The 26,800-nt window shown below is 66.3% G+C and carries 22 protein-coding genes; 15 read left to right on the top strand and 7 right to left on the bottom strand.

From position 1 onward, the window contains the following. Window positions 1-123: 123 nt before the first annotated feature. The 10 genes from ACZ6TB_RS22540 to ACZ6TB_RS22495 all read left to right on the top strand — a co-directional run bounded on the left by ACZ6TB_RS22540 (window position 124) and on the right by ACZ6TB_RS22495 (window position 12,575). On the top strand, window positions 124-1,452 hold the full coding sequence (locus ACZ6TB_RS22540; RefSeq protein WP_465556544.1) for a carbamoyltransferase C-terminal domain-containing protein: 1,329 nt from the start codon (window positions 124-126) through the stop codon (window positions 1,450-1,452). Continuing rightward, complete coding sequence (locus ACZ6TB_RS22535; protein WP_465556542.1) at window positions 1,446-2,486, top strand: hypothetical protein; 1,041 nt, start codon at window positions 1,446-1,448, stop codon at window positions 2,484-2,486. Before ACZ6TB_RS22540 ends, ACZ6TB_RS22535 begins: the two co-directional genes overlap by 7 nt. A gap of 50 nt (window positions 2,487-2,536) precedes the next feature. Continuing rightward, window positions 2,537-3,049 (top strand): P-loop NTPase family protein, encoded by a 513-nt coding sequence (locus ACZ6TB_RS22530; protein WP_465556540.1) that lies wholly within the window; start codon window positions 2,537-2,539, stop codon window positions 3,047-3,049. 20 nt (window positions 3,050-3,069) lie between these two features. Further along, entirely contained in the window at window positions 3,070-3,900 is an 831-nt protein-coding gene (locus ACZ6TB_RS22525; protein WP_465556538.1) for a class I SAM-dependent methyltransferase, read from the top strand. Continuing rightward, window positions 3,897-4,613 carry a phosphotransferase gene (locus ACZ6TB_RS22520; protein ID WP_465556536.1) on the top strand — a complete coding sequence of 239 codons (717 nt, stop codon included), beginning with the start codon at window positions 3,897-3,899 and terminating at the stop codon, window positions 4,611-4,613. The genes ACZ6TB_RS22525 and ACZ6TB_RS22520 overlap by 4 nt, the downstream gene beginning before the upstream one ends. 11 nt (window positions 4,614-4,624) lie before the next feature. Next, window positions 4,625-5,272: a histidine phosphatase family protein gene (locus tag ACZ6TB_RS22515; RefSeq protein WP_465556534.1), complete on the top strand. Its 648-nt coding sequence runs from the start codon at window positions 4,625-4,627 to the stop codon at window positions 5,270-5,272. Between the two features lie 2 nt (window positions 5,273-5,274). Then, window positions 5,275-6,159: an aminoglycoside phosphotransferase family protein gene (locus tag ACZ6TB_RS22510; protein WP_465556532.1), complete on the top strand. Its 885-nt coding sequence runs from the start codon at window positions 5,275-5,277 to the stop codon at window positions 6,157-6,159. Between the two features lie 289 nt (window positions 6,160-6,448). Then, on the top strand, window positions 6,449-8,194 hold the full coding sequence (locus ACZ6TB_RS22505; protein ID WP_465556530.1) for a type I restriction-modification system subunit M: 1,746 nt from the start codon (window positions 6,449-6,451) through the stop codon (window positions 8,192-8,194). Then, entirely contained in the window at window positions 8,191-9,441 is a 1,251-nt protein-coding gene (locus ACZ6TB_RS22500) for a restriction endonuclease subunit S (protein WP_465556528.1), read from the top strand. The genes ACZ6TB_RS22505 and ACZ6TB_RS22500 overlap by 4 nt, the downstream gene beginning before the upstream one ends. Continuing rightward, the gene (locus ACZ6TB_RS22495) at window positions 9,441-12,575 is read left to right on the top strand and encodes a type I restriction endonuclease subunit R (protein WP_465556526.1); all 3,135 of its coding nucleotides are present in this window, start codon (window positions 9,441-9,443) and stop codon (window positions 12,573-12,575) included. The genes ACZ6TB_RS22500 and ACZ6TB_RS22495 overlap by 1 nt, the downstream gene beginning before the upstream one ends. Before the next feature lie 292 nt (window positions 12,576-12,867). On the opposite strand, the gene ACZ6TB_RS22490 is transcribed toward ACZ6TB_RS22495, so the two are convergent. Further along, window positions 12,868-13,185, bottom strand: a complete 318-nt coding sequence (locus ACZ6TB_RS22490) for a hypothetical protein (protein ID WP_465556524.1) — start codon at window positions 13,183-13,185, stop codon at window positions 12,868-12,870. A 251-nt stretch (window positions 13,186-13,436) separates the two neighbouring features. Then, entirely contained in the window at window positions 13,437-13,688 is a 252-nt protein-coding gene (locus ACZ6TB_RS22485; protein WP_465556522.1) for a hypothetical protein, read from the bottom strand. Window positions 13,689-14,536: 848 nt separating this feature from the next. On the opposite strand from ACZ6TB_RS22485, the gene ACZ6TB_RS22480 reads away from it, so the two are divergent. Beyond that, window positions 14,537-14,797 (top strand): hypothetical protein, encoded by a 261-nt coding sequence (locus tag ACZ6TB_RS22480; RefSeq protein WP_465556520.1) that lies wholly within the window; start codon window positions 14,537-14,539, stop codon window positions 14,795-14,797. Window positions 14,798-16,179: 1,382 nt separating this feature from the next. Here the strand turns inward: ACZ6TB_RS22480 and ACZ6TB_RS22475 are convergent. The 3 genes from ACZ6TB_RS22475 to ACZ6TB_RS22465 form a co-directional block, all read right to left on the bottom strand. Further along, window positions 16,180-17,337: a serine/threonine-protein kinase gene (locus ACZ6TB_RS22475; RefSeq protein WP_465556518.1), complete on the bottom strand. Its 1,158-nt coding sequence runs from the start codon at window positions 17,335-17,337 to the stop codon at window positions 16,180-16,182. Further along, complete coding sequence (locus ACZ6TB_RS22470) at window positions 17,285-17,743, bottom strand: hypothetical protein (RefSeq protein WP_465556516.1); 459 nt, start codon at window positions 17,741-17,743, stop codon at window positions 17,285-17,287. The genes ACZ6TB_RS22475 and ACZ6TB_RS22470 overlap by 53 nt, the downstream gene beginning before the upstream one ends. 402 nt (window positions 17,744-18,145) lie before the next feature. Beyond that, entirely contained in the window at window positions 18,146-18,316 is a 171-nt protein-coding gene (locus tag ACZ6TB_RS22465) for a hypothetical protein (protein ID WP_465556514.1), read from the bottom strand. A gap of 589 nt (window positions 18,317-18,905) precedes the next feature. Here ACZ6TB_RS22465 and ACZ6TB_RS22460 point away from each other — a divergent pair. Then, window positions 18,906-20,456: a glycine-rich protein gene (locus ACZ6TB_RS22460; protein ID WP_465556512.1), complete on the top strand. Its 1,551-nt coding sequence runs from the start codon at window positions 18,906-18,908 to the stop codon at window positions 20,454-20,456. A gap of 106 nt (window positions 20,457-20,562) precedes the next feature. Further along, a complete protein-coding gene (locus tag ACZ6TB_RS22455) occupies window positions 20,563-21,318 on the top strand; it encodes a hypothetical protein (protein WP_465556510.1) in 756 nt (251 codons plus the stop codon). 83 nt (window positions 21,319-21,401) lie between these two features. On the opposite strand, the gene ACZ6TB_RS22450 is transcribed toward ACZ6TB_RS22455, so the two are convergent. Beyond that, the gene (locus tag ACZ6TB_RS22450) at window positions 21,402-23,066 is read right to left on the bottom strand and encodes a TIGR03767 family metallophosphoesterase (RefSeq protein ID WP_465556508.1); all 1,665 of its coding nucleotides are present in this window, start codon (window positions 23,064-23,066) and stop codon (window positions 21,402-21,404) included. A gap of 287 nt (window positions 23,067-23,353) precedes the next feature. Between ACZ6TB_RS22450 and ACZ6TB_RS22445 the strand changes: the two genes are divergently transcribed. Further along, entirely contained in the window at window positions 23,354-23,695 is a 342-nt protein-coding gene (locus ACZ6TB_RS22445) for a VOC family protein (protein ID WP_465556506.1), read from the top strand. Here ACZ6TB_RS22445 and ACZ6TB_RS22440 read toward each other — a convergent pair. Then, the gene (locus tag ACZ6TB_RS22440; RefSeq protein ID WP_465556504.1) at window positions 23,671-25,053 is read right to left on the bottom strand and encodes a threonine/serine exporter family protein; all 1,383 of its coding nucleotides are present in this window, start codon (window positions 25,051-25,053) and stop codon (window positions 23,671-23,673) included. The two genes, ACZ6TB_RS22445 and ACZ6TB_RS22440, sit on opposite strands and share 25 nt — an antisense overlap. Before the next feature lie 562 nt (window positions 25,054-25,615). Here ACZ6TB_RS22440 and ACZ6TB_RS22435 point away from each other — a divergent pair. Further along, on the top strand, window positions 25,616-26,695 hold the full coding sequence (locus ACZ6TB_RS22435) for an AI-2E family transporter (RefSeq protein ID WP_465556502.1): 1,080 nt from the start codon (window positions 25,616-25,618) through the stop codon (window positions 26,693-26,695). The last annotated feature ends 105 nt before the right edge of the window (window positions 26,696-26,800 follow it).

The raw sequence follows: 26,800 nt of genomic DNA, 5'->3' as shown, positions 1-26,800 counted from the left end.
CACTCCCCCCCAACCCCAAAATCCACACACCCCCACCCCTACCCCTCCCCAACCCCCCCCCCCCCCCCCCCCGCCCCGCTCTGCCGCCTTGGGCGCATTCCCCCCCCCCCCCGGGTCACGCCGGTGCTGCACCACCGCGCCCACGGCCTGTATGCGTTCGCGTCCAGCGGCTACGACGCCGCTGCCGTCCTGGTCGTCGACAGCCTCGGCGAGGTGCAGACCACCACGATCGGCAGCGGGCTGCGGCTGAGCGGCGGCGGCTGCCGGACTGTGATCACGGAAGACATCAACGACCCGGCCTCGCTCGGCTACGCCTACGGCGCGGTCACCGAACACCTGGGCTGGCGTCGCGGTGATGAAGAAGGCACCGTCATGGCCCTGGCCGCGCTAGGCGACCCGGCCCGGTTCCGCCGCTTGATGCGCGAAGCGATCCCACTGACGGATCGCGGATTCACCCTCGCCCCGCGCTGGTTCCCGCTGCGGGTGCTCACCAGCGGATTCCCTCGAATCGGCGCGGATTTCGCGGCGGCGACCTGCCCCACCCGCGACCCGGCCGCCGACATCCAACCCGTGCATGCCGACCTGGCCGCCGCGCTGCAGGAACGCACCGAAGAAGTCATGGTCCACCTGGCCCGCCGAGCCCGCGCGGTAACCGGTTTACGGCTGCTCTGCCTGGGCGGCGGTGTCGCCGCGAACTGCGTCGCCGTCGGCAAGATCGTGGAGGCCGGCATCTTCGACGAGGTTCACGTGCCGCCGGCCCCGGGAGACTCAGGCACCGCCATCGGCGCCGCGCTCGCCGCCCAACTCGACACCAGCCGCCAGCTCGCCGCCGGCGTAGCAGGCCGCTGCTACCTCGGCCCCGCCCACCCGACCCTCACGCTGCCGGAACACCCAGGGTTGACCGCCTCCCGTCCGGCGGCGCCGGCCAAACACCTCGCGATGAAACTCGCCGAAGGCCTGACGGTAGGACTCTTCCACGGTGCGCTCGAGGCCGGGCCGCGGGCGCTGGGCAACCGGTCGATCCTGGCGTCACCGCTGCTGCCCGACGTCATCGAACGCCTCAACGCCACCGTCAAGTTCCGGGAGCCGTTCCGTCCGTTCGCCCCCGTCGTGCTCGCCGGCGCGGCAGCCGACTACTTCACCCTGCCTCAAACGACCCCGTACATGTCGATCGCGTCCGGCGTGACCGCCCGAACCCGCCACGACCTCCCGACGATCGTGCACGTCAACGGCACCGCCCGGGTGCAAACCGTCACCGCTGACGTCAACCCGTTCCTCGCCGACGTGCTGACCGAGTTCCAGGCCCTCACCGGTCACCCCGTGCTGATCAACACCTCACTCAACATCAAAGGCAAACCGATCTGCGGCACCCCCGACATGGCCTTGGACTGCCTGACCGAAAGCGGCCTCGACGCGCTGATGATCGAAGGCTGGTGGGTGACCACATGCTGATCGGCTACAGCTTCTGGGGCTTCCTCGGCCACGGCATCACCGACACCCCGGATGGCGGACGCAGCCACCGCCGGTCCCTGATCGACGGCCTACGCGAACGCGGCCACCACCTCGTATTCCTGCAAGCCAACCGCGACCGCGACGAGGCCGGCCTCGACCTGACCGGCACCTACCATTGGGACACCACCGGCCTATCGGACATGGATGCGCTGTTCCTGGAGTGGCGGTGGCCGATCCCCGGCCGCAACACCACCGCCTGCGGCACCCCCGGACACACCTGCGACCTGCACCGGCAGCAGCAACTGCTCGACCACTACACCGCCGCCGGCGTACGGACCCTGCTGTGGGACAAAGACCGGCAACTGGCGGCAACCGATCCCCTCCGAAAGATCGGGAACGTCGCGGTCTGCGAACCAGCCCTGCATCCCTCGCCCGGCGCGTCGACCTTGCTCTTTCCCATCGCCAACACGACGCTTGAGCGCGCCAACCCCCGAACCTGGACCGCTGCACACCGGGATCTGCCGCTGGTCTACGTCGGCAACCAGTACGACCGTGACCACGCGTTCGACCGATACTTCGCTCCCGCTGCCGCCGAGCATCACCACCTGGTCGCCGGTAAGTGGACCCGCACACAACGGTGGCCACATATCAACTTCCACGGCCGCATCCCGTTCGCGGAGGTGGACCGCCTCTACCGCCGCACGCTTACCACCATGCTGCTGCTGCCCGAGCGGTACGCGAGCGTCGGGCACATGACGCAACGGATCTTCGAGGCCGTCCTGGCCGGATGCGCCCCCCTGACTCCCATGCACATCCGGGACGCCGCCATGTTCACCCCACCCGAACTGCACATCACCGACGGGGCCGCGGCTGCCGAGACGATTCACCGCCTGACCGCGATCGCCGGCACCGACGAGCACACCCATCTCCTGGCCGAATGTCTCGCACGGCTGAACCCTTTTCGGCTTTCGCGGCAGCTGGACGTCATCGACTGGGAGATCACCCAACTCGTCCGGGGAGGTGTTCACCGATGACGGAGCCGCCTACCCCGTCGGGCGCCGCGCCCGGACTAACGTCGCCCGCCATGGACAAAATCGCCATCATCGGCTGCGGCGGCTCCGGCAAGACCGTCCTGTCCCGCCGCCTCGCCGAGCGCCTTGGTCTTGCCGTCACCAACCTCGACGCCCTCTATTACGACGATCAGTGGAATCCGACACCGGCGGAGAAGTTCGCCGAGCTCCAACGGGAACTCGTCGCCGCCGACCGGTGGCTCATCGAAGGCAACTACGCCTCCACCCTGCCGATCCGGCTCGCCCGCGCCGACACCGTCATCTTCCTCGACCTCCCCGCCCGGACCTGCCTGTGGGGCATCGCGCAACGCCGGTGGCGCTACCGCGGCGGTCAACACACCGACGGCGTCTACGACCGCATCACCTGGTCCTTCATCAAATACATCCTCGGCTACCGGCGATCCATGCGCCCCCGCGTCACCGACCTGCTCGCCGAACACGCCCAGCACGCCCGCTACATCCGGCTGACCAGCCGCCGACAGGCCAACCGATTCCTACGCCAGCTCGATGCCAGCACCTCGACGTGACCCGACCCGAGGAGGCGAACTTGCTCACCTCCACCACCCCCTTCACCGACACCGCCGTCATCCGCGGCGTCCTCTACGCCGACGCCGAACGGCTCGAGCAACGCACCACCGTCCTGCACCGCGCCAAGACCAGCGGCGCCGACGCCACCGAAACCATCGCCGCGCTGGCCATCGCCGCCCAGCCCACCCCCGTACGGGTGGCCGACATCGGCTGCGGGCGCGGCAGCACCACCCTCCGGCTAGCCCGCCGGTACCCCAGAGCCGCCATCATCGCCGTTGACCAATCACCGGCCCTGCTGGCCGTCGTCGGCGATCGGCTACGCGCCCACCATCGCCAGGCGCACCTCGTCACCGCCGACTTCCACCGATTGCCGAACGAGCTGCACGACCTCGACCTGGCCGTCATGGCGTTCTGCCTTTACCACTCACCACACCCGCAAGCCGCACTCGCCGCGGTCGCCCGGCACGTCAGCCCAAACGGATCGCTGATCATCACTACCAAGGCGACCGGCAGCTACCACGAGATAGACGAGATCGTCGCCGCCAGTGGCCTGGACTCCGAGGCCGCCAGCAGGCCCAGCCTCTACCAGACCTTCCATAGCGACAACGCCGAGACCGTCCTGAGAGCGGCCGGACTCCGGTTACGCCGCCGACTCGACCAGCACCACACCTTCACGTTCCAAGACGCCTACCACCTCGCCGAATACGCGACGACGTGCCCTAAATACCAGTTCGCACCCGATGTCGCAGACAATCCGGCAAGACTCACGGACCGCCTGGAGCACGCCATACCGGCCATCGGCCTGACCGCCACGTCCACCGTGACGTACCTGGTCGCGGACAGGCCATGAGCCGAGCGGCGTTCACTAAGCGCTACACCGATCCCGCACGCGGGAGCGCCGCCCAAGCTCACTGGCGCTGGCTCCACCACCTCAACTGCGACGTACTGCTTCCGCAACTGCATCCGAGCACCGCGACACACCTCGTTCTTGACCGTCTTGACGGCCGCATGCCTGACCACGAAGACCTTCCGGACCTGGCCGCCGTGCTTGGACGGCTGCACGGCAGCGCCTACGCCCGGGAATTACACGCCGCACACCTCGATCGGCCCTTCGAATCGGTGACCGGCCTGCGCATCGCGGATTTCCTGACCGGTCGCGGCGGGGTCATCGCCGGGCTGACGGGCGCCTGGAACGGCGCACCTACGGCGTTGTACAAGGACGCCAACTTACGCAACTTCATTATCACCGCGGCCGGACCGGCCATCGTCGACTTCGACGACCTCACCCTCGCCCCGTTCGGATACGACCTCGCGAAACTCATCGTGTCCGTGGCCATGACCCTCGGTTTCCTGCCAGAAGCGCAAGTCGCAAGCGCATTGACCGCCTACAACACCGCGACGCACAGCTGCGGAGGCCCGGCCAGCTCGTGCTCGTTCGCCCAGCTAGCTAGCTATGCCGAGATTCATCACCAGCTCACCGCCCGGTATCTGCACCGCAACGGTTACCGCCACCTGTGGCCACACGTCCGCCCATGGCCGGCACCCGCAGTCCGTCCCGCCTGAAGGAGCATCCCGTGGCCGTCACCACCGAACTCGTCCTCGTCCGTCACGGCGAAGCGAACAACAACACCGCCGGAATCGTGGGTGGTGAGCGCGGCTGCACCGGGCTCAGCCCGTACGGGCGCGAGCAAGTTCATCAACTGGCCGCCCGGCTGGCCAGCGAACACGCCGTCCGACCGTTCGCCGTCGCCTACGGCTCGCCACGCCGTCGCGTCCGTGAAACCAGTGAAATGATCAGCGGGGAGCTGGCCCTTCCCATCACCGTTGTTGACGAGATACGCGGCCCCGACCACGGCAACGCCGACGGACAGAGCTGGCACGACGTCAAGACGGCGTTCGGCGGGCCACCGCAGCACAACCCCAACCAGCCGTACGCGGCCGGCTCGGAAACGTGGAACCAGTACCTCGAACGAGCGACGAGCGCGCTACGGCAGATCCTTGACCAACATGCCGGACGTCGCATACTGGTCGTTGCGCACGGCGAAACCATCGAAGCCGCTCACGTGCTGCTTTTTGAACTAGGACCTGCCGTACGCCTCGGCCTCGGCTTCGTCACTAGCCATGCCTCCATCACGCGCTGGCAACTGCATGTCAACCGATTCGACAGACATGTGTGGATGCTCGCCGCCCACAATGACACCTGGCACCTCAACGAGCACTAGCCGTGAGTGATCCCACCGAACGGCTGCTGACGATCTGCCAGCGCCTGGTCGATCCTGACGCCCGGCCCGTCGCTCTCCACGCCGGTCACAACAGCTCCGCCGTCCTGCGAGCCGCCACGAGCGCCGGGGAAGTGATCGTCAAACGCCATCGTGACCAGGATCGGCACCGCCAAGAGGTTCACGCCTATCAGCGATGGACGCCTGTCCTCGGTGCCAGAGCACCCACACTTGTCGCCGTCAACGACGATCCACCGGCGATGGTGGTGACTGCCCTACCGGGGCGCCCGCTCGCCGACTCTAAACTTCCGTCGTGGGCGGAACGAGAGGCACACCGGCAAAGCGGTGAAGCCCTGCGGCTACTCCACAACGCCGCACCACCAAGAATTGAACCCGAGATGACGGCTTGGCTGGGCGAACGCGGCGAGTGCTGGCTGGCGTTGGGCAACGGACTCTTCAGCGCTCAACGACGCGCCGAGATCCGCGCACACCTGCGCGACCTTGTCGGGCTTGGGCCGCTACCGGCCGTTCCATGCCATCTCGACTTCACGCCGCGCAACGTGCTGTACCTGACCGGTAGCGAACCTGCGCAGTTCAAGGACCCCGAAGTGCCGTCAGGCCCGCCGTTCAAGATCGAGATTTCCGTTATTGACTTCGAGCACTCGCGCTTTGATCTTGCGGCCCGAGATTTGGTACGACTCGCCACCCGATCTTGGTCGAAACGCCCGGACCTGGAGAAAGCGTTCCTCGGAGCCTACGGCGACCTCACTGAATTAGACCGGGAGATCATCGAGCACTGCTCACACCTAGACGCGCTGACCAATGCGGTTCGTGCGGCCCAAGATCGAAAGCAATCGATCCCGCTCAGCTGCAGTCGGCCACCGGAGTGATTTATGCCCAAACCATCACCAGGTCACCGGCCGGCGAGTGGCGTCCGCTCGTCACGGTCGATTTTCTTCCGGCGACCGACACGGACGGTGGAGTTACATGCGCCTCGACCTGCAACTCGACTCGCGAACCGCCGCTCCTGCCGACCTTGTGGTACGCGGGTGTCCGGGTACGCGATGATGTCCTGAAGACGCCCGCGCGCTGCAGATTGTGGGCGTATCTGCGCGCGCGGCGCACGGCTTACGCTGGGCGTCCAGCACCTGTTGTCGAGTAACCCTGGTAAGGAGCCTAGTGAGCGCGCTCGGTAGTTTCATCTGGTCGATCGCCGACCAGCTTCGGGGCCCCTACCGTCCCAACCAATACGGGAATGTGATCCTCCCGCTCACGATCCTGCGACGCCTCGACTGCATCCTGGAGCCTGACCGCGAGGCAGTGCGCGCGCTGGCGGCGAAGTATGACAACCCCAACCGGCTCAGAATTGAGGTCAAGAAGGCGACCGGCCGGCCGTTCTACAACACCTCGAACTACTCCTTCGCCAACCTGCTGACTGACGCCGACGGGCTGGCGGACAACCTAGCCGACTACATCGACCGGTTCTCGCCCGATGTCGACGTGTTCCAGTACTTCGAGTTCAAGAAGGAAATCCTCGGCCTCGAGAAGGCGGAACTGCTGCGCGAGGTGATCACGTCTTTCAAGGCAGTCGACCTGCATCCTGACGTCGTCTCCAACGCCGACATGGGCGATGCGTTCGAGTACATCATCCGCAAGTTCAACGAGGCCGCGAACGAAACCTCTGGAGACCATTACACCCCGCGAGATGCGATCAGGTTGCTCGTTGACTTGCTCTTCGCGGAGAAGGACGCTGACCTGACCGAGGCCGGCATCGTCCGCACGCTATACGACCCCACCGCGGGCACCGGCGGCATGCTCGCCCTGGCCGAAGAGCACCTCCTCGCACAGAATCCCGACGCGAAACTGAGCCTGTACGGCCAGGAATACAACCCACAGTCCTACGCGATCTGTAAGTCCGACCTGTTGGCCAAGGGCCACGACGCGACCAACATCGCCTTCGGCAACACCCTTACCGATGATGCGTTCAAGGGCCGCCAGTTCGACTTCTGCATGTCTAACCCGCCCTATGGCGTCGACTGGAAGCAGTACGCCAAGGCGGTAACGAAAGAGCGCAATGAAGCCGGTCCCTACGGCCGGTTCGCCCCCGGCCTCCCGGCGACTTCGGACGGGCAGATGCTCTTCCTGCTCCACCTGGCCCACAAGATGCGCGCCCCGGAGGACGGCGGCGGCCGGGTCGGCATCGTGATGAACGGCTCGCCGCTCTTCAACGGCGCCGCCGAGTCCGGGCCCTCCAACATCCGCAAATGGCTGCTGGAGAACGACCTTGTCGATGCCATCGTCGCGCTGCCGACCAACATGTTCTTCAACACCGGCATCGCCACCTACATCTGGATACTCGACAACACCAAGCACCCCGAACGCATGGGCCGGGTCCAGCTCATCGACGGTTCGTCGTTCTGGACCAAGATGCGCAAGAACCTCGGCGCCAAGAATCGTGAACTCAGCGAGGGGGACCGTGCCAAGGTCGTCCAGTTGTACGCCCACTTCACCGACGCCGATCCGGACCACTCCAAGGTGCTGCGTAACGACGAGTTCGGCTACTGGACCATCACCGTCGAGCGCCCCTTCCTCGATGAGTCTGGCAACCCAGTGGTCGACAGCAAGGGCAAGCCCAAGCCGGACCCGAAAAAGCGCGACACCGAGAACGTCCCTTTCACCTACGGCGGCTCGACCGCCGGTGTGGCCGGCAAGGTCGAAGTCATCCAGGCGTACTTCGACGCCGAGGTGAAGCTGCACGTCCCGGACGCCTGGATTGACTGGACAAAGCTCAAAACCGGCTACGAGATCCCCTTCACCCGCCACTTTTACAAGTACGTCCCGCCCCGACCCCTTGCCGAGATCGACGCCGACTTGGAGAAGCAGGTCGCCAAGATCCTCGATCTGCTGCGGGAGGTTGAAGGTTGAAACGGGCATATACGAACTCGGCTTCGCCTTGGCTCGGCAGGATTCCGGAGGACTGGGTTGAGTCCCGCTTCCGCTACGAGGTAGTCATCAGCGGTGGCCAGGTCGATCCCCGAGCGGAGCCGTGGTCAGGCATGGTGCTGATTGCCCCGAATCACATCGAGTCGGGCACCGGTCGACTCCTAGGGCGGGAGACCGCAGCGGACCAAGGTGCTGACAGCGGAAAATATGTGGCCACCGCCGGCCAAATCCTCTATTCCAAGATCCGCCCAGCTCTGAACAAGGTGGCAATCGCTGGCGAGGACTGCCTTTGCAGCGCGGACATGTACGCAATTTCTCTGTCAGACAGGCTCGACACGCGATTCGCTCGCTACTTCATGTCTGCTAAGCCGTTCCACGACTTCGCCACCGCGATGTCGATGCGTGTAAAGATGCCAAAAGTCAACCGGGAGGAGTTGGCTGACGGACCGTTGTTGCTGCCTCAACTGCCTGAGCAGCGTGCCATAGCCGACTACCTTGACCGCGAGACCGGCCGCATCGACACGCTCATCGAGGAGCAGCAGCACCTAATCGATATGCTCCGCGAAAGGCGGAGAGCCGTCATCTCATCCGCCTTGGCACCGACCGACTCATGGGTTCGTCGCCGGATAAAGCACATTGGTGAGACCAGTCTGGGGAAGATGCTCGACGCGGGTCGTGCGGTCCGCGACGGAGACCAGCCGCGGCCGTACGTACGGGCAGCAGATGTTCGTGCGGATGGCTCTGTAAACCTCGTGGACCTCAACGAGATGCCGTTCGCAGACGCAGAGATGCAGGTGTTCGACCTACGCGCGGGCGACGTCCTCCTAATCGAGGGTGGCGCCACGGTCGGGCGTCCAGGGTTCATGTTCAAGTCGGCACCAGGGATCGCGTTCCAGAAGACCGTGAACCGCCTGCGAGTCGGATCACAGGCCGATGGGCGGTTCGTGTACTGGTCGATGCTCCGCCTCTACGAGTCCGCCTACTACGCCAATCACTACGGGTCGGTCTCATTCGTTCACCTCACCGGCGAGAAGCTGAGGGAGATCGAACTTCGTTTCCCGTCGCCCAACGAGCAGCGGTCCGTCGCGGTCTACCTCGACGAGCAGACCGCAAAGATCGACGCGCTGATCGCCGAGACTGTGCGGTTCATCGAGATCGCCCGTGAGCGTCGCGCTGCGCTGATTACGGCGGCGGCGACGGGGCAGATCGACGTGTGGGAGATGGCGTGATGGCCGATCACAACGAGGTTGTCTTCGAGTCCGAGATCTGCGCATACCTGGAGTCCCACGGGTGGCTCTACTCCGCCGATTACACCGGGTACGACCGGGAGCGTGCGCTCTTCCCCGAGGACCTGTTCGCCTGGCTGCAGGAGACCCAGCAGGCTGCGTACGAGAAGGCGTTGAAGGCGGCGGGGACGCAGGCGAAGTTCCTCGACGTGCTGACCACGGCGCTCGACAAGCCTCTCGAGCATGGTGGTGGGACGCTGAACATCCTGCGCAACGGGGTGCAGTACATCGGTGGTGGCCGGTTGAAGATGGCGCAGTTCCGCCCCGAGACCAGCCTGAACGCGACCACCAACGAGCAGTACGCGGCGATGCGGGTGCGGGTGATGCGACAGGTGCACTTCTCCACCGCTGACCAGCGCAGCATCGACCTGGTCTTCTTCGTCAACGGGCTCCCGGTGGCCACCGTCGAGTTGAAGACCGACTTCACTCAGTCTGTCGATGAGGCGATCAACCAGTACCGCAAGAACCGGCATCCGCTGACCAACGGTCGGCCGGAGCCGCTGTTGTCGTTCGGGCACCGGGCGCTGGTGCACTTCGCGGTCTCCAACGACTTGGCCGCGATGACCACCAAGTTGGAGGGCGAGAAGACCCACTTCCTGCCGTTCAACATGGGCCACGAGAAGGGTGCGGGGAATCCGCCGGCCGAGGACGGGCAGTCGGCGACGGCGTACCTGTGGGAGCGGGTCTGGCAGAAAGACGCCTGGCTCACCATCATCGGCCGGCTAATGATCGTGGAGACCAAGGAGGAGTGGGATGTCGCGACCGGAAACTCGGTTCGGCGTACGAGCATGCTTTTCCCGCGGTTCCACCAGTGGGAGGCCGTGACAAACCTCGTCGCCGCAGTGCGGGAGGAGGGGGTGGGACATCGCTACCTGATCGAGCACTCCGCAGGGTCAGGAAAGACGAACACCATCGCCTGGACCGCGCACCGGCTGGCGCGACTGCACGTGAACGACGAGAAAGTCTTCGACTCGGTCATCGTGGTCGTGGACCGTAACGTCCTCGACGGGCAGCTCCAGGAAGCGATCCGGCAGATCGACGGCTCGGGGAAGATCGTGGCCACGATCAGCCCCGAGGACGTCCGCAAGGCGGGGGCCAAGTCCAAATCTGGGCTGCTGGCGACCGCGTTGAAGAACGGGGAGCTGATCATCGCGGTGACGGTGCAGACCTTCCCGTTCGCCCTCGGCGAGATCCGCGCCGACAAGGGTCTGAAGGGCAAGCGGTTCGCGCTGATCGCCGACGAGGCGCACTCGTCGCAGTCCGGGCAGATCTCCTCCAAGCTCAAAGCTGTGCTGACCGCGGAGGAGATCAAGGAAATCGAGGAGGGCGGTGAGGTCGATGTCGAGGCGATCTTGGCCGCGGAGATGGCCGAGCGGGCCGAGTCGGAGAACATCTCGTACTTCGCGTTCACGGCAACACCGAAGAACAAGACCCTGGAGCTGTTCGGCCGCAAAGGTCCTGACGGGAAGCCGGTCGAGTTCCACCTCTACTCGATGCGGCAGGCGATCGACGAGGGCTACATCCTCGACGTGCTCAGGGGCTACCAGTCGTACGACACTGCGCTGAAGATCGCCGGCAAGGCGGAAACCGGTGACGGCGGCGAGGTGGAGGAGTCCGCGGCGCGCAAAGGGCTGATGCGGTGGGTGAAACTGCACCCGACCAACATCAGCCAGAAGGTGCAAATCATCGTCGAGCATTTCCACGCCAACGTCGCCTACCTGCTGGACGGCAAGGCGAAGGCGATGGTGGTGACCGACTCGCGCAAGGGTGCGGTGAAGTACAAGAAGGCGCTCGACGCCTACATCACCAAACAGGCTGCCGTGGATCCCTCGTACAACTACCGCACCCTGGTCGCCTTCTCCGGCTCAGTGACCATGGACGAGAACGAGGAGTGGGTTTCGGACTGGGGACCGCAGCCGAGCAAAGACGACGAGTTCACCGAGGCCAACCTCAACCCCGGCGCCGGCTCAGACCTGGCCGCCGCCTTCAAGGGCACGACGTACAAGATCATGCTGGTCGCCAACAAGTTCCAGACCGGGTTCGACCAGCCCCTGCTCTCGGCGATGTACGTCGACAAGAAGCTCTCCGGGGTCACTGCCGTACAGACGCTGTCCCGACTCAACCGCACTCACCGCACCGCAGGTGGGGAGCAAAAGCGCAAGACGTTCGTCATCGACTTCGTGAACAAGCCGGAGGACATCCGGGCCGCGTTCGAGCCCTACTTCACCAACGCGACGCTGGAGACCGAGACCGACCTGTACATCGTGGTCCACCTCTCCAACAAGCTCGCCCAGGCCGGGATCTACACGCCGGAACAGGTGCGCCAGGTCGCCGAACTGTGGGTCACCCGCAAGGGCAACAACGCGCTGTCCGCTGCGATCAGCCCGGCCAAAAAGGAGTTCGCCCGCCGGTACGCCGCGGCAATCGAAGCCGACGACAAGGTCACGCTCAACACCCTCGACCTGTTCCGCAAGGACGTCTCCACCTACGTCAGGCTCTACGACTTCATGAGCCAGATCGTCGACTACGGCGACCCGTACATGGAGGAACTGTCAATCTTCCTGCGGCTTCTCGAGAAGGTCATCGCCGACACATCTTGGGGCGCAGAGGTCGATCTCTCCGACGTTGTCCTGGTCGGGGTCAAGCACAACAAGGCGACCGCCGTCGACATCTCGCTAACTGGTGACGGCGAGCTCAAGGGCATCGGCGCCGCCGGCACCGGCACCCGCAAGGAGCCGAAGTACGTCGCACTGCAGATCGTCATCGACAAGATGAACGACCTCTTCGGCGCCGAGTCCTTCACCGCGTCCCAGGTCCGTGAGTTCGTGTACGGACTGGTGCAGCGGCTGCTCACCTACCCGGACCTGGTCAACCAGGCCAAGGTGAACTCGAAGAAGCAGTTCATGGAATCGCAGGACTTCCAGGCGGCGGTCACTGAGGCGGTGGCCGACAACCAGGAGGCCCACAACACCATGGCCGACTACTTCTTCAGCGACGGCCCTGCCATCAACGCCGTCGTCATGGCACTCGCAGACGCCTTCTACGAGACAGCGATCGAGCAGCAGGTGGATACGTAAGCAGGCTCGTTCGTCGGCGAGCAGGCGTGTGCCAGGCGACGTCACGATCGCGGATCGCGCGCGGAGTTCGGTGGGACGTCGTTCAGTACGTCTCCCTTGTCTGGTCGCCTCCACCGTTACGCCGTAGTTCTTACAGCCTGAGGCGAACGTAGGAAACCAGTCCAGGCCGCCATGAGTCCCGCTCCGGGATACTGAGCCAGCGGTCTATGTCCTTGCTCCCGTGCAAGGCTCGGCCTGCTGTGACCATTCGAATGGCTTCTTCGGCAACGGCGAGAAGCTCGGCCGAGTCCTGTCATCCTAGCTCGTTGATCGACACCTCCCAGTGTCCGAGCGCAAGAGCACGAGTAAGCATGCCGCGACGCAGGTTAGCCGGGGCGTCGGCGGCTATCCTCGCCAACGTTTGTGCCCGCAGATCGTGTGCGGCGATCGTGTCGACGACTTCTTCGGCGCTGGCTGTGTTGCCCAACTTGAGGTGGGCTCGGGCGATCGACTGTATAGCGAACGTGTGAGCCGTGAGCATTGAAATCTGCTTGGCGGCGGTCTGGGCAGTTTCGAGCAAGCCGGCGGCGAGCGATTGATCGAAAGCAGCGAAGGGGACGAGGGCGGTCAACTTGCTGACTCGATCTGATGCCGGGGCGTGGTTGTGCAGCACCGTTTTCGTCTGCCGGATCGGATGTCGGCACAGCTCCTCGTCTCGGGTCCTCGCGGCAGCTTCAACCAATGCTTCGAGAGCGGTCGTAAGGTACGACGGGCCGTGAATTCTTTCAACATGCGCGTGGGCTCTGGCGAGGTCCCCGTGCGCCGCGTATTTCTCGACGAGGGCAACTATCACTCCTTCAGGTGTCTCGTCGAGGGATGCTGTTAGTCCTTCGCCCAGTCGAAATGGCCCAGATTCATCAGGAGAGTGGCCAGTTCCGTGATGGTAGAATTACGCATCACGTTATTCGGGAGGCCCTTGGCGAACATTTGGGTCTCGTTCAGAAACCCGCCTCTGACCATAGCTGCGGCAATCCATTCGGCCCCAAATCCAAGATTCCTATTCGGACGCTCTCGGGCGATTTCCATGGCGCCAGGCGCGTCGACCCGGGCGATGACAGCGGCGACGTTCAGCACCGGGTGGCGTCCACCTAGGCCAAACCGACCGGCGGCTCTTGCCATCACGAGCGCCCGATCCGGCTGATCGCGAGCGAGCGCCCGTGCGAGGTTCTGCCATAACCTCGGAGCGTTCCTGCGGGCTAGTCACCGAGGATGCAAGACCTTCGACGAGGCGGATGAAGTTCGATGCGCTGGCCGGATCGGCACGCTCGACAAGCAGCGAGGCAACGCTGGCGAGATCCGCCACGCGACGGGGCCCTTCGCGGAAAGGCTCTAGCAACACGCTCGGCAATGTCGGCACTGCCGGTGAACGCCAGATTCCTCGCCAGATTCGCCAGAGCCTGTTGCCGCTTGGCCGGGTCGGGAATCGACTCGGCGACAGTCTGGGCCCATGCCGGAAGCTACCCGCGCCAAGCTCAGTGCGAGATGTTCGAGCGCGCTGTCGCGGTGTTGGATAAGCTCGATAGTCCGGGCCGTTCTCTCCTCGCGGAGGGCGATCTCGGTGGCCAGGACTGGGCTGTCGGACGCGAGATCGTCAGCGACGGCGGCGAGTACCCGCACCCTGGCCAGAACGGTCGCCGACGCCACCGAAACGGCGTCGTCGAGGTTGCCTGCAGAGGCGGGCCTGCCGGGCAATGCGTACGAACGCCGTAATCTGCAGCTCGACGCGGTGTTCGAACTCAGATCGGCCGTTCGAAGACCGCCACATCGGCGTTCTCACAGGGTCGGCGTAGGTTCTGATCATCCATTCGGCATGAGACAGTCGGCCGGTTGCCGCGTACACCTCCGCGAGCTGCACGGATGTCGTCCGACTCGACGTCGGGAGGCATGTGAGGTAACGGGTTTCGTCAACACGTGCAGCCACGGTGCCCTGGCAAGACGGCACGGGCGAGGAGCGACTGGTGTTCGGCCGGCAGGTGATGCCGCACCTCGCCTCGGCCGACCTGCCCGCCGTCGTTGCAGGGCGGCTGGGGGTTGCCGGCGAGGTGGATCCGGTCGGACGGTGGCTGCTGGTCCCGGACGGGATGTCGCTGTTCGACGCCTACGGCCACGCGTCGAGGCGGGGCTTGGCGTGGCGGGAACCGTCCACCGTCGAGAAGGGGCCGACGTCTTCGCAGCTCATCTGAACTGCGAAGACGTCGAAATTCGTGTACTTTAGTAGACGAGGATGATGGCGATCAGCGCGATCGACATCAGAATCGCAAGGCGGGCGGTCCGGGCATTGCTTCTCAGGGCGAACCGGACCGTTTGCCACATCTCGTAAGCCATCTCTCACCTCCTTTCCTGAGCGCTGCGACCCACTACGGGGTCGCCGTAATTGCGCTTCCTTACACAGCGTAGCAGCATTCTTGAGTAAGCGGCAGCGCGCCTATCGCCGCCTGCTTCCGGGCAGTCCGGACGGTGTGGCACCGTCGCCCAGAACTACTCTGACCTGCGAATACTCTCGGTCGCCGTGACGGATATTTACTGGTGAGCGGTGTAGGGAAATAACTAGGAAGAACCACGGCAATAAGACCAGGTTTGTACGCAGGGTTAGTTTCAACGGGAGTTCCAGAGGTTAGTTCTAATTTCTCCGGAGTCAGACCGGAGACGACAGTAGAAGTTCCATGGGAAGTTCCAGCGTTCCGCAAACTAAATTACTCATCGTGCCGGCAATCGCAGCCGCAATGAGAGTGAGTAGAAGAGCGACGATGACAAGTCTCAGTTACACGAAGACTGCAGAGATGATGTCAGCGACGTTCCCGAACTAACGCGTAGGACTATGGGACCCGCCAGCCAACGACTGCAGACGAGCCCTGGCGTTCGCCCCGGAGCGAAGCGACGGGTCGCAGTTCGTCGCGATCCTGACCGACATGATCGTCAACTCCCGACAAGCGCAACACCTCGAGTAGGCCTGCGCGGCGGGCTCACATGACGCTCGCCTGCCAGAGGAACCTCCAGGTCGCAGGCCCTGCACCCGGCGTTCGAGCACGTGCGTAACCCGTTTACCTCGGGGTAGGAATCTGGTGGCAGAGGCACGGATACTGCATGCTGGTACCTGCGAGCGGTAACAACAGCATGTCATGTCCATCACTGTGGGTAGCGAGTCGGGAGGGATTGGTATGGCTCAACCCGGACTGATGCCTTCGTCCGATCTTCTCCCTCAACCCTTGCCGACCGGTTTAGCCGGCGCCATCTTTGCCATGCTCGCCAGCGGCCCAGTCACTCGAGCGCCGGTGGATCCGGCATGGCCACTGCACCGTGCCCTACTTGAGCTACGTGAAAGAGCCGATGAGGCCGGATTGGCCGATCCGCTCGACGGGGCCGCCACTCGGCCAGACCCGCACGTGGGCGTACGAGTTGTAGGGGCAGAGCGGGCTCTGCGCTCGCTCACATCACAAGGCTTGGTGATAGCGGCCGGGTCCGGGGCGTCCGCAGGCTGGGAGCTAAACGCGGCATCAGTCGCTTCCGCGCGGCGTGAATTCCTGCGCCGACATCCGGCGGAGGCGGACCTGCTTTTTTGGGCCGCTCAGCGCTGGAAGGCATCCTTGTCCGCCGCGGCGAAGGCGCGGTCCAGAGCGTCCCGATCATCGAGATCAGCCACAGAGTCAGGGGTCAGGCGCCGCCAGTTTCCGCCGTCCCTGTCTCGATAGAGGGACTTGACACGGAGGCGCCCACGGTTGGGACCGCCCGCAAGGGACACGGTCTCAACCCGGTAGGAACGAACCTTCCCGTCGCGGCCAGGCAACCCAGCCCCCTCCCACTGGTCTGGCGCATTGTCGCGCGGTCCGGACACCTTCCAATCGATGGTTTTGCACTGCTGGAGCCGACGGAGTGCGTCCATCGCCGTGGCCGGCCGCGACGACTGATTCTGCGAGATGAGCGCTCGCACAGCGCGACGTACTTGTTCGTTGACGCACGGTGGAAACTCCGCAAAGCGATCCGGGAAGGCGCGACGCCCCCTCCCCAGCCGTTCTTCCATCTCCAGGGGGTCCATTTTCTCGTACGGAAACGACCCGCGGATCATCTCCAGAAGGGTCACCCCGAGGCTGTAGATGTCTGACCGCACGTCCAAGATGCCGGTCCCGTACTCCGGGGGCCGATAGAGCAAGGTACCGCCGTGCGCCTCGCACGTTCGATCACCCTCCGACAACGGCGCGGCCGACCCAAGATCCCCGAGATAAGCCGTCACCCGCTCCTCGTCAAGCAGCACGTTTCCCGGCTTGACGTCACGATGCAGAAACCCATGCTTCGCGTGCAGATGGTCGAGTGCGTCGAGAATGTGCCCCGCAAGGGCCAGCGCCCGGCGGACCCCGAAACGATGACCGTCTTGCAGAGCGCCGTCCACGCTCCCGCCGGCCAGATAGTCCATCACGAGAGTCAGGCCATGCTGGATGTCGCGGTCCGGTTGGGCATCACGGATCCTGACGACGTGATCGTGTTCGACTCGATCGAGCAGCCTCGGCTCCCGGTAGGCGACGGCGTCCTCGAGCCCGAGCAGGTCAATCGTCTTCTGTACCAGCATCCGCTGAAGCGGCTCGTGCCAGACGAGCCGGACCTCGCCGACCGAACCCCCGGGCAGTGTCTGGAGAAAGGAATAGGTCGGCTTGTCGAGCCGATCACCGTGGATCACCTCAGGCTCGCTGTTCCCCAGCGACGGCAGCGAGCGCGGCGACACCGCGCCCATCGCCCCAGAATTTGCCGCTCCGGGCGACCCTGCCCTTACCGAGCTTCGCCAAGCCGCCACGTCCGGTAAGCCCGAGCGCGCCCTTCACGGCCTGCTGCGACAGGTACCGGCACGGCACGCCCGCCTTCGCGCATTCCAGCCGTATCAACGTCTCCATCGCCAAGCGATCGGTCCATCCGGTGTGCGTGTCCGAGTAGTTAGAAACAGCCCGCAGAACCACAACCTCAGACGCCGCGGCGTCGCGCAGAGCACGGACGACGTCCTTGCCGAACTCCACCAGACGATCGGCATCGGACAAACCGTCGCGAAACGCAAGCCGCTCCGGTTTGCCCTCCAGAACGGATTCCCCGTCCGCGACCGCGAGGTAGGCACACGACGATGTACAGGCAACCCCGAGCGTAGCCATGGTCCTCCTTGACCTCTGGCCGCCGCGCCCAGCTCGAGCGCAGCCGCAGGGCGTCCGAGGTGCCGGGCAGTCGCCGACCGAATACAGCTTAGAGGACTCTGAATGGTGCTGAAAACGCCAGGTCGACGGCGTCGGCGACCAGCGATCCATCCCCGCGGGCACTTCTGAACCACCGCCGGCATGGACATCTCGCGACGCATTTCTCCGGCAGTGACCGAGCGCTCACCGGCGGGGTCGAGCCGCGCCGAGGGAGTCAACCCCTCCGATTGGCCAGGCCACCGCGATGGCCGATCGGATTTCGCCCTTCACGCCCCGTCCCAGCCCGAACGGCTTACGAAGGCCATGTGGTCAAACGCAAAATCCAACCCCCGTGGTCGTGGCCGGGCCACCCCCTGCCCGAGCTCACCCGACCGCGCCGAATACCACACCTTCACGCCGGAACAGCGAGCCCAGTTCGTGGCGCTCCTGACCAACATGATCGTCAGCTGGCGCCAGGAGCAGCACCTCGAACGGGTTCGCTCGGGGGCGGCAGCCCAGTCGGACCTTCGCCAGCCAGAGGGAGTTCCAGGTCACAGCCCTACGCAATGATCGAAGAGTTCGTATGCCGTAACCTCAGCTCCACTTGGGTTCGAGTACGGACGTATTATCACAATTCCCATGCAAACACCATTCGCACGGATATGCACGCGCGGTCTACCCCGATAGGCGCCTCTATCTCCGAGATGCCAGGACGAATCGGTCTCGAATGACGAGCTGGCCGGCTGATCTTGGCGCGGACGGCGGTTGAGGTGTTTTGGGTGACCCGCCCCGGGCACGCAAAAGGATCCCCAACGGGATCCTCCCGCTCTTCGGAGGCGCATGCGCCGACCCGGTGGCGGCTATCGGCTCGCGGTTGAGTCGATCGTGCGAGGCATCCGTACGGTGCGGTCGGTGCCGGTCCGCGACGGCGACGCCCGCCGGCTGATCGACCGCGTCCGATTGACGATCGCGGTGTCCCGGAACCGAGCCGAACTTTCCCGAGGCCGCCTGTCCACCTGCCTCGATCGGTTGTGGAGATTGGCGTCGGTAATCATCTCCGGCCGATTCGGGGCCGCGGAGTATCTGCTTGATCCCTTTTCGCGTTTAGTCCCGTAATGGGGGTTCACGCAACAAGGGAAATAGGATGCAGAATACATTTTTGAGCCAAGGCCGTCGACTGCGGCTCGGCGCCGCCGTGGCCTGTGCTCTTGTCGCCGGTATCGGTGTGGAGGGGCCGGTGAGGGCCGCTTCGTCCCTGCCCGAAGGGGTCACGCAGCGTGCGGAAGCGCCCGGAGGTGCGGTCTTCACCAGAGCGGGCGGACCGTACGGCTACCTCGTGCCGGCCGGTGTAGCGAGCGTGTTCGTGCACATGGTCGGCGGGCGGGGCGGTAGCGGCCGCATGGCCGGCGGTCACGGTGCCGTCGCGGACGCGCCGCTGGCCGTGACGCCGGGCACCGTGCTTCAGGTCTACGTGGGCGGGAACGGCCCCGATCAGTCGGCCAGCCGGACGCGTTCCGGCGGTGTCAATGGTGGCGGCCGGGCGAATGGCAAATTCGCCGCCGGCGGGGGCGGAGCCTCCGACATCCGCACGTCGGTCGACCTGCAATCACGAGTCGTCGTGGCGGCCGGCGGTGGCGGCGGAGGCGACGTCGCCGGCGGAGACGCCGGACAACCCGGATTGCGGTACGAGTGCGGCTCCCCGGAGGAGGCGGGCCCAGGCACCCTGACCGCGGGCGGCGCCGGCGGAACCGATCCGTGCGACGACGAGCGTGCGACGGACGGCGGCGCGGGCCGCTTCGGCGCCGGTGGTGCCGGCGGACACCTCATCGACCGGAACGTCGGCGGTGGCGGTGGAGGCGGCGGCTGGTACGGCGGCGGCGGAGGCGGGGCGTACGGCGGTGGCGCAGGCGGGTCGAGCCTGGTCCCGGCGGGCGGTACGGTCGGTCTCGACTCGACCGGCTCGCCGCAGGTGTGGATCACACCTGCGGGAGGTGGCGCCGTCCTGGTGCCGTCGGTCACGGATCCGGCGGCGGTGGCGCCGCAGGTCATTCCGACGGTTCCGGCTGTTACGCAGCCGGCGGTGGTGGCGCCTGCGGACCCGGCGACGGTGCCCCAGGTCATTCCGACGATTCCCGCTGTCGTTCAGCCGACGGTGGTGACGCCTGCGGTGGTGACGCCGGCGGTGGTGACGCCTGCGGGCCCGGCGGCTGCGGTGGTGACACCTGCGGACCCGGCGGCTGCGGTGGTGACGCCTGCGGACCCGGCGGCTGCGGTGGTAGTGCAACCGGCGGTTGTCGCACCGGTGCAGTCGGCTGCGCAGGTGATCACGTTCCCGCAACCTGCGGACGCGGCGCTGACCGAAGGCGTTCGAACGCTGCCGGCGGTGGCCTCCTCCGGTCTGCCGGTCACTTTCGTCAGTGTGACGCCGGCCGTGTGCGCCGTCGCGGGGCCGGCCGTGACGCTACTTGCGGGCGGCGTGTGCGCGGTGGTGGCGACGCAGAGCGGCGGTGGCGGTTGGCAGCCGGCCGCCAGCGTGACGCGCATGTTCTCCGTTACCGGCGGCATTCAGACGCAGTTGGCGACGGTCTCCGCGTTGAGTGGCCTGAATCCGAATGGTCTTCTGCCCGCCGGTTGCGGTCTTGTGGTTTCGGCATTGTCGTTGCTTAGCGTGGGCACCTGTCCGACGGCCCGGTAATCGGTCGGCCTCCCGTCGCGAATGCAGAATGCAAGTGTAATTCGATCGAGGGACTTAAACGCCGCGACATCGCTGGGAAAAACGGCGAAAGCGGTACTTTTTGGGCATGACTTTCAATAATGTCAAATCACGAGTCCGGGTACGGCGGATCGCTGCTGCCGGGCTGACCATGATCGCGATGGGTGCGCTGGCCGTCAGCGCTCAGCCGGCCAGCGCCTCGTCGCACCGGCCCTGCGGGGTCGACAAGCACACCTCGACGAGCGGCGTGCAGAAGGTCGGCAGCGCGACGGCGACCCTGCAGGCGGACGGGATCAAGCTGACCACGGCGCAGTCCACGAACGCGGACAAGGTGTCGTGGCGGGCGAACTTCCTGCTGCCGGTGTCGGCCAGTTCGGTCACCGAGATGAACTACGAGACGATGAAGCTCGACACCGGGGCCGGCAACAACAACATCGTCAACGACGCCGCGCTGCCCGCGTACCACATCTACGTGCGCACCCAGCAGGGCGACGGCGTGCTCGTCTACGAGCCGTACTACTACCTCATGACGCTCGGCACCGGTAACCCGCAGCGTCACGTCCGCACCGAGTGGAACGTGATGACCGGCCCGCTCTGGACCAGCTCCACCACGATCAACGGGCTCCCGCAGACGGCCGGAGGGCCGGCCACGCTGACCTTCGCCCAGGTGGTCGCGCAGAACCCAGGAATGAAGGTCACCGGGATCGGCTGGGGGCTCGGTACCTACAACGCGGGTGTCATCGCGATCTTCGACGACCAGCGGTTCGCGACGACGACGACCTGCACGGATTACCAGTGGTCGACCGGTTTCAGTACCGGCAGCTGGTGGCCCTGGCTGTTCTGAGCCGTCGTGCGGCGCCCGGGGTTCGCCCTCCGGGCGCCGCATGCTCTTTCGCCGGGCCGGCGATGCGCCCACACTCCTGCCGGTCAGCTCCCGCTCATCGCGGCGACCGGGACGCGATGCCGGCTGTGCGCGGAGATGGGGTTTGGCACGAGCAGTTCCACGTTGCGGTCCACGAGGTCGCCGCGGCGGGCGTCCGTCCGGTTCGGCACGTCGTTGGCGGCTAGTTCGCGGGACAGCGAGGCCAGCGAGGCCGTCTCGGTCAGCCGGCTGCCCCGGGAGATCGGGCCGGTGTGATCGATGATCGTGCAGAAGATCGACAGGGTGTCGTCCAGGTTGTCGGCCAGCTCGACGATCCTGGACTGCTGCGGCCAGTCGATGTGTGCTGCGGTGTTGATTTCCCAGAAGCCGCCGCCGATGGCCGCCTCGGACGGGCGGGCATGCGACGACACCTGGTTGCGGTGGGTATGCCCATTGACCCAGGCGATCACGTTCGGGTATCGCAGCAGCAGGTCCCGCACCTGCGGGCCGCCGAGCCGGCCGCTGCCGTCGGACACGTTGGTCATCGTCTCGATGGTGTGATGGCTGAAGATCATGATGTACTGGTCCGTGCCGCCGCGGCGGCGCACGACCTCGCCCGACGGGGCCAGCCACTGGTTGCTCGCCGCCTGCAACTGCGCCTCCAGCCAGGCGAACTGCACCGGATCCATCGATCCTTCGGAACCGCCGCTACTGGTGACGGTGTCCAGCACGATGCCCCGTACCGGCCCTCGGTTGAAGGTGTAGTAGGCCGTGCCGGCGGCCAGGTTCGCGGCGGTGAATCCGTGCCCGACCGGGCCGCCGGTGGTCTTGAAATGCTCCTCGATGGTGATGCCGCGGTCCACGATCCGCCGTTGGGCATCGGGAGTGACGAATCGTCGGCCTCCCTCGGCCAGCTGCTTCGCCACCGCGGCCGGATCCAGCCGCAGCAGCCCCGCGATGAACTGCACCTGCGCCGGAAGCGGCGCCGCCAGGATCGACGGCGGCAGGCTGGTCAGTTTCACCGGGCCGGTCGCAATCTGTCGTAGCAGGTCGATGCCGGGTATGTTGCCCTGGACCAGGCCGTCGTGGTTGCCGTAGACGGCGTACCACGGCCGATCCAGACCGGCCGACCGGAACGGCGCGCGCGCGGCATCGAGCAGGCCGGGCGTCCGGGGGAATCCGTACGCCGCGGTGGGCACGCCGAACCCGCTCTCCGGATGCCAGAAGTAGGGGTCCGGCGCCACGTCGTCCATCACGCCCTCGTACCGCCCGGTGTCCCCGGAGTCCGGCCGGATCGTGCCGCCGTCGAGCAGGTCGATGTACCAGCGCAGCTCGTTGAACTGGCAGTTGTCGGTGTTGTCGCCGGTGACCACGGCGAACCGCACCGGCGCGCCGGTCGCCGGGCCGCGGCGCACCCGGCGCAACTGAGCCACCATCGCATCCGCCACCTGTGCGCTCAGCATCTCCTGTGGACGGTAGGCGCTTCCGAGATCCGACAGGCCGGGAATGGCGCTGTACTGATCGAGATATTCGAACCGGGCCGGCGACTGCACATCCATCACATGTACGTCGGTGAGCTGCGCGAAGCAGGTCAGCACCCGCCGGCGGCGGCAGGCATGGCGGGACACGCCGGCCAGGTCCCCACGGAACAGGAAAGGCTCGCCGGCCGCGGCAGTCAACGGAGCGTAGCCGCCGGCGCCGGCCGCGCCCCGGACGATGGTGCGTGCCAACGTCGTTCCCGCGCCTGAGCTGACGTGTGCGGACGCGGCTCGCTGAGAAAGCGGATCCACGGCTCCGGCGACGGTGAACCCGGCCGCGCCGAGCGCGCCCCTGAGGATCGTGCGTCTGGTAAGTCCCACGCGATGCCCCTCTCAAGCCGCCTCGTTGCGGTCCCTCCACAGTTCCCATTGGGTTTCCCGACCGCAATCAGCCGAATGGCCGCGGCGGTGCCGGCGAGGCATCGCTGTCACACATGCACGACGGCATCCGACAAAGGAGTAGGAGAAAGGAGCACGTCATGAAGATCGGCAGCATTTCCGGCCTCGTCTACCCCAGCAGCGATCTGGAGAGGACCGCCGCGTTCTACGAGTCCCTCGGCTTCCGTCCGGGCAAACGCACCGACCACGAGTACACCTGCTACGTCAATTGGTTCTGGCTGACCTTCTCCACCGAGGCGCACACCGCAGCCGAGGCCGCTGGCACCCTCTACCTCAAGGTCGACAACATCGATGACGCCTACGGTTTCGTGCTGGCCAACGGCTTCACGCCGCGCGACGAACCCCACAAGGACCAGGCAGGCCGCCGAGTCTTCGTTCTGCCCGATCCAGACGGCAATCACTTGGCCTTCTTCGCCAAGTGAGCCCGCTCCCCGCCGTTGGCGACCTGGCCCTGGCGGGCTGTCCACCGGATCTCGCTGCCCAGCAGCACACCGAGTGCGACGGCGACCATCGTCGCCGCGGTGGACAGCAGGGTGTTCAGGCCGTCCAGCGGGTCGGCGCCGAGGTACTTGGTCACGCCGAGCAGGCCGAGCGCTCCCGGCACCAGAAGCCAGAAGGCGGGCAGGACGCTGACCGGCGCCGGTGGTCCGTTCGGCGCGCGCGCCACCAGCCGGGCGACGGGGGTCATGAGCACCGCTCCGACGAAGGCCGACAGCACACCGCCCAGGAAGAACCCGCCGATGACCTGCCCCGCGTACGCGATGTAGAGCACCAGCAGCAGCCACCCGAGGGAGGCCAGGCGGGCGCAGTGGTGCAGCACGATTCCGGTGCCGAACAGAGCGACGCCGAGCCAGGTCGTCCAGACCGGCAACGGCTGGGCGCTGACCCCGATGATGGTCTGGACCGGGGCGCCGACCAGTTCGGCCGCGCTCGTGATGCCGAGCGCCAGCAGGAACAGGCGCATGCTGCCGGACGCCAGGCGACCCGCGCCCGAGATCATCTGCCCGGTGGCCAGCTCGATCGCCGCCGTCGTCAGCAGCGCGCCGGGCAGGAACGTCACCAGCGGCGCGGCCAGCGGCGCCAACGCTCCCGTGCCCGGAGCGAGCCGGACGAGTACGAAGGTCCCGCCCGCCACGCCGAACGCGTACAACGGTGGAAGGAACGGCTGCCACCGCGCCGGCGCCCGTTCCGTGGCCAGTTGCAGGAGGCCGACGCCCGCGCCGAGCACGGCGGCCGCCCAGAGGCCGAGCCAGTCCGCTCGCAGAACCAGCGCGAGCCCCGCCGACAGCAGGACATAGCCGGCGACCCGGACCGCCGGCCCGAACGCCGTCGGCATGCGGCGGATCCGGTTGAGCTCACCGAGCCCGTCCGCCGGCCGGACCTGGCCGCGTTCCGCCGACCGAACAAGCCGGTGCAGGGCGTCCATCTGCTCCAGCCGAAGCTGCTCGGTGCCGGCGGGCGCCACCGCGGTCTGCACCGTGCCCAACGTGGGTGCGGTGACGAACAACGCCGTCGCCAGAACGACGACTTCGGCATCCGGAACGCCGTTGACCGCCGCCACCCGGCCCAGGATCTGCTGGACCGAGGACACCGGCTCACCGCCGTCGATGAGCGCCTGCCCCAGGGCCACGAGGAAGGGCACGAGCGATCGGGAGACATCCGGCTGCGGCGGCAGCGGGCCCGTCTCGCGGCGGGTGCCACGCGCTGTTCGGCGGCGGATCGCCAGCGCGAACACGCCCGCGGCCAGCAGCGCACCCAGCGCCGCGAGCAGTGTGGACACCGCGATGCCGGACCGCGCCGCCGCGGGGGACCCCGCCGAATCCGGCGCCGGGGCGGGCGTCGGGGAGGGCGGTGGTGACGTGCTGGGCGGAGGCTGGGTGGACGCGGAAACGGAGACCGACGCGGAAGCAGAAGGGGAAGCAGAAGCGGAGGCGGAAGGGGAAGCGGAGGCGGAAGGGGAAGCGGAAGCGGAGGCGGAAGGGGAAGCGGAAGCAGAAACGGAAGCGGAAGCCGGGTCGGATGGCTCCGCGCCATTGGCCGGCCCGTCCAAGATGAGGGCGGCGACGAGACCCGCCAGCAGCAGGGCGGCCCGGCGAGCGCAGCCCGAACAGCGGACGGCCATTGCTCCTCCGAGACGCCGAGTGCTCTCGCATTCTGGCCTACATCCGCCGCACGGGGGCTCACCCGTGGGGGGTGAGATCGTCCTGACCACGGCCGGTGCGAGCGGCGCCGCAGGTGCCCACGTCGCACCGGGTTGCCGCTAGATTGCTCAGCGACGGCTCAGGAGAGATCCGCGCCATCAAGTCGCCGCGACATTAAGCCGCGACATTAAGGAGCCTGGTGTGGAATCAACGGGGTTCAAGGTGCCGCGTTCCGTCACCGCCTTCGTGGTTCTCGGCGGAATCGTGATCACCGTGCTGGGTCTGCGCGAGTTGGCCTGGCTGGTCACTCCGGCGGCGTTCGCGCTGGTGATCGTCATTCTGGTTTACCCGGTGCACACCTCGCTGGTGCGGCGCGGAGTTCCGGCGGTCCTGGCGCTGGCGGCCTTGATGCTGTCGATCTTCGGGGTCCTGCTCGCGCTGGCGGCGATCATCGTGTACGCGATCGCTCGGCTGGCCGCGGTCCTGCCGCGCTACTTCGCCGAAGCCGCCGCTACCCGGCGCGACCTGTCCGAGTTCCTGACCACGCTCGGTGTCGGCCCGGCGCAGATTCGCGAGATCGTCCGCGGCATCGATCTGCCGGTTGTGGCCGGCTGGCTCACGGCGCACATCCCCTCGCTGGTGGGAACCGCCGCGAGCCTGGTTCTCGTCTACAGCCTGCTGCTGTTCGTCGGTATCGAGTCCGCCCAGATCAACGGCCGGTCCGTCGCGCTGCGGGAGGACCATCCCCGGCTGGCCGGGGCGCTCGCCGCCTTCGTCGCCAACACCCGGCGGTACGTGGCCATCACGGGAGTGTTCGCGATCGTCGTCGGCACCCTGGACACGGCCTTCCTGCTGATCCTGGGGATTCCGCTGGCATTCCTCTGGGGGCTGCTGGCGGCGGTGTGCAACTTCATCCCGTACGTCGGCTTCCTCATCGGTTTGGTGCCGCCGGCCTTGCTGGCGCTGCTGACCCAGGGTTGGCAGAGCATGCTGCTGGTGATCGTCGTCTACACGGTCCTGAACTCGATCGTGACGACCTTCCTGCCGGCGAAGGTGGTGGGCGACGCGGTCGGGATGTCCATGACCGTGACCGTGGCCTCGGTGGCGTTCTGGTCCTGGGTTCTCGGTCCGCTCGGCGCGGTGCTCGCCATCCCGCTCAGCCTCCTGGTCAAGGCCGTCTTCATCGACGCCGTCCCCTCGGCGCGATGGCTGGCCGGTTTCGTCGACGCCGGCCCACGACGGCGGAAGCCCGCTCAGATCGACCCGCCAGGCCCCACCTGATCGGCCAAGACGATCCGCCCGCGGCCGGGCCGCTCATTCGTCAGGGAGGATGTCGCGCCTGGCGGTACCTGCCTGACTAGCGCTGAGGCCGGCCACGCCCGGCGA

The sequence above is a fragment of the Actinoplanes sp. NPDC051537 genome (assembly GCF_055586105.1).
Note: the sequence above shows the minus strand (reverse complement) of the source record. Positions and strands in the feature narration are given on the sequence as shown.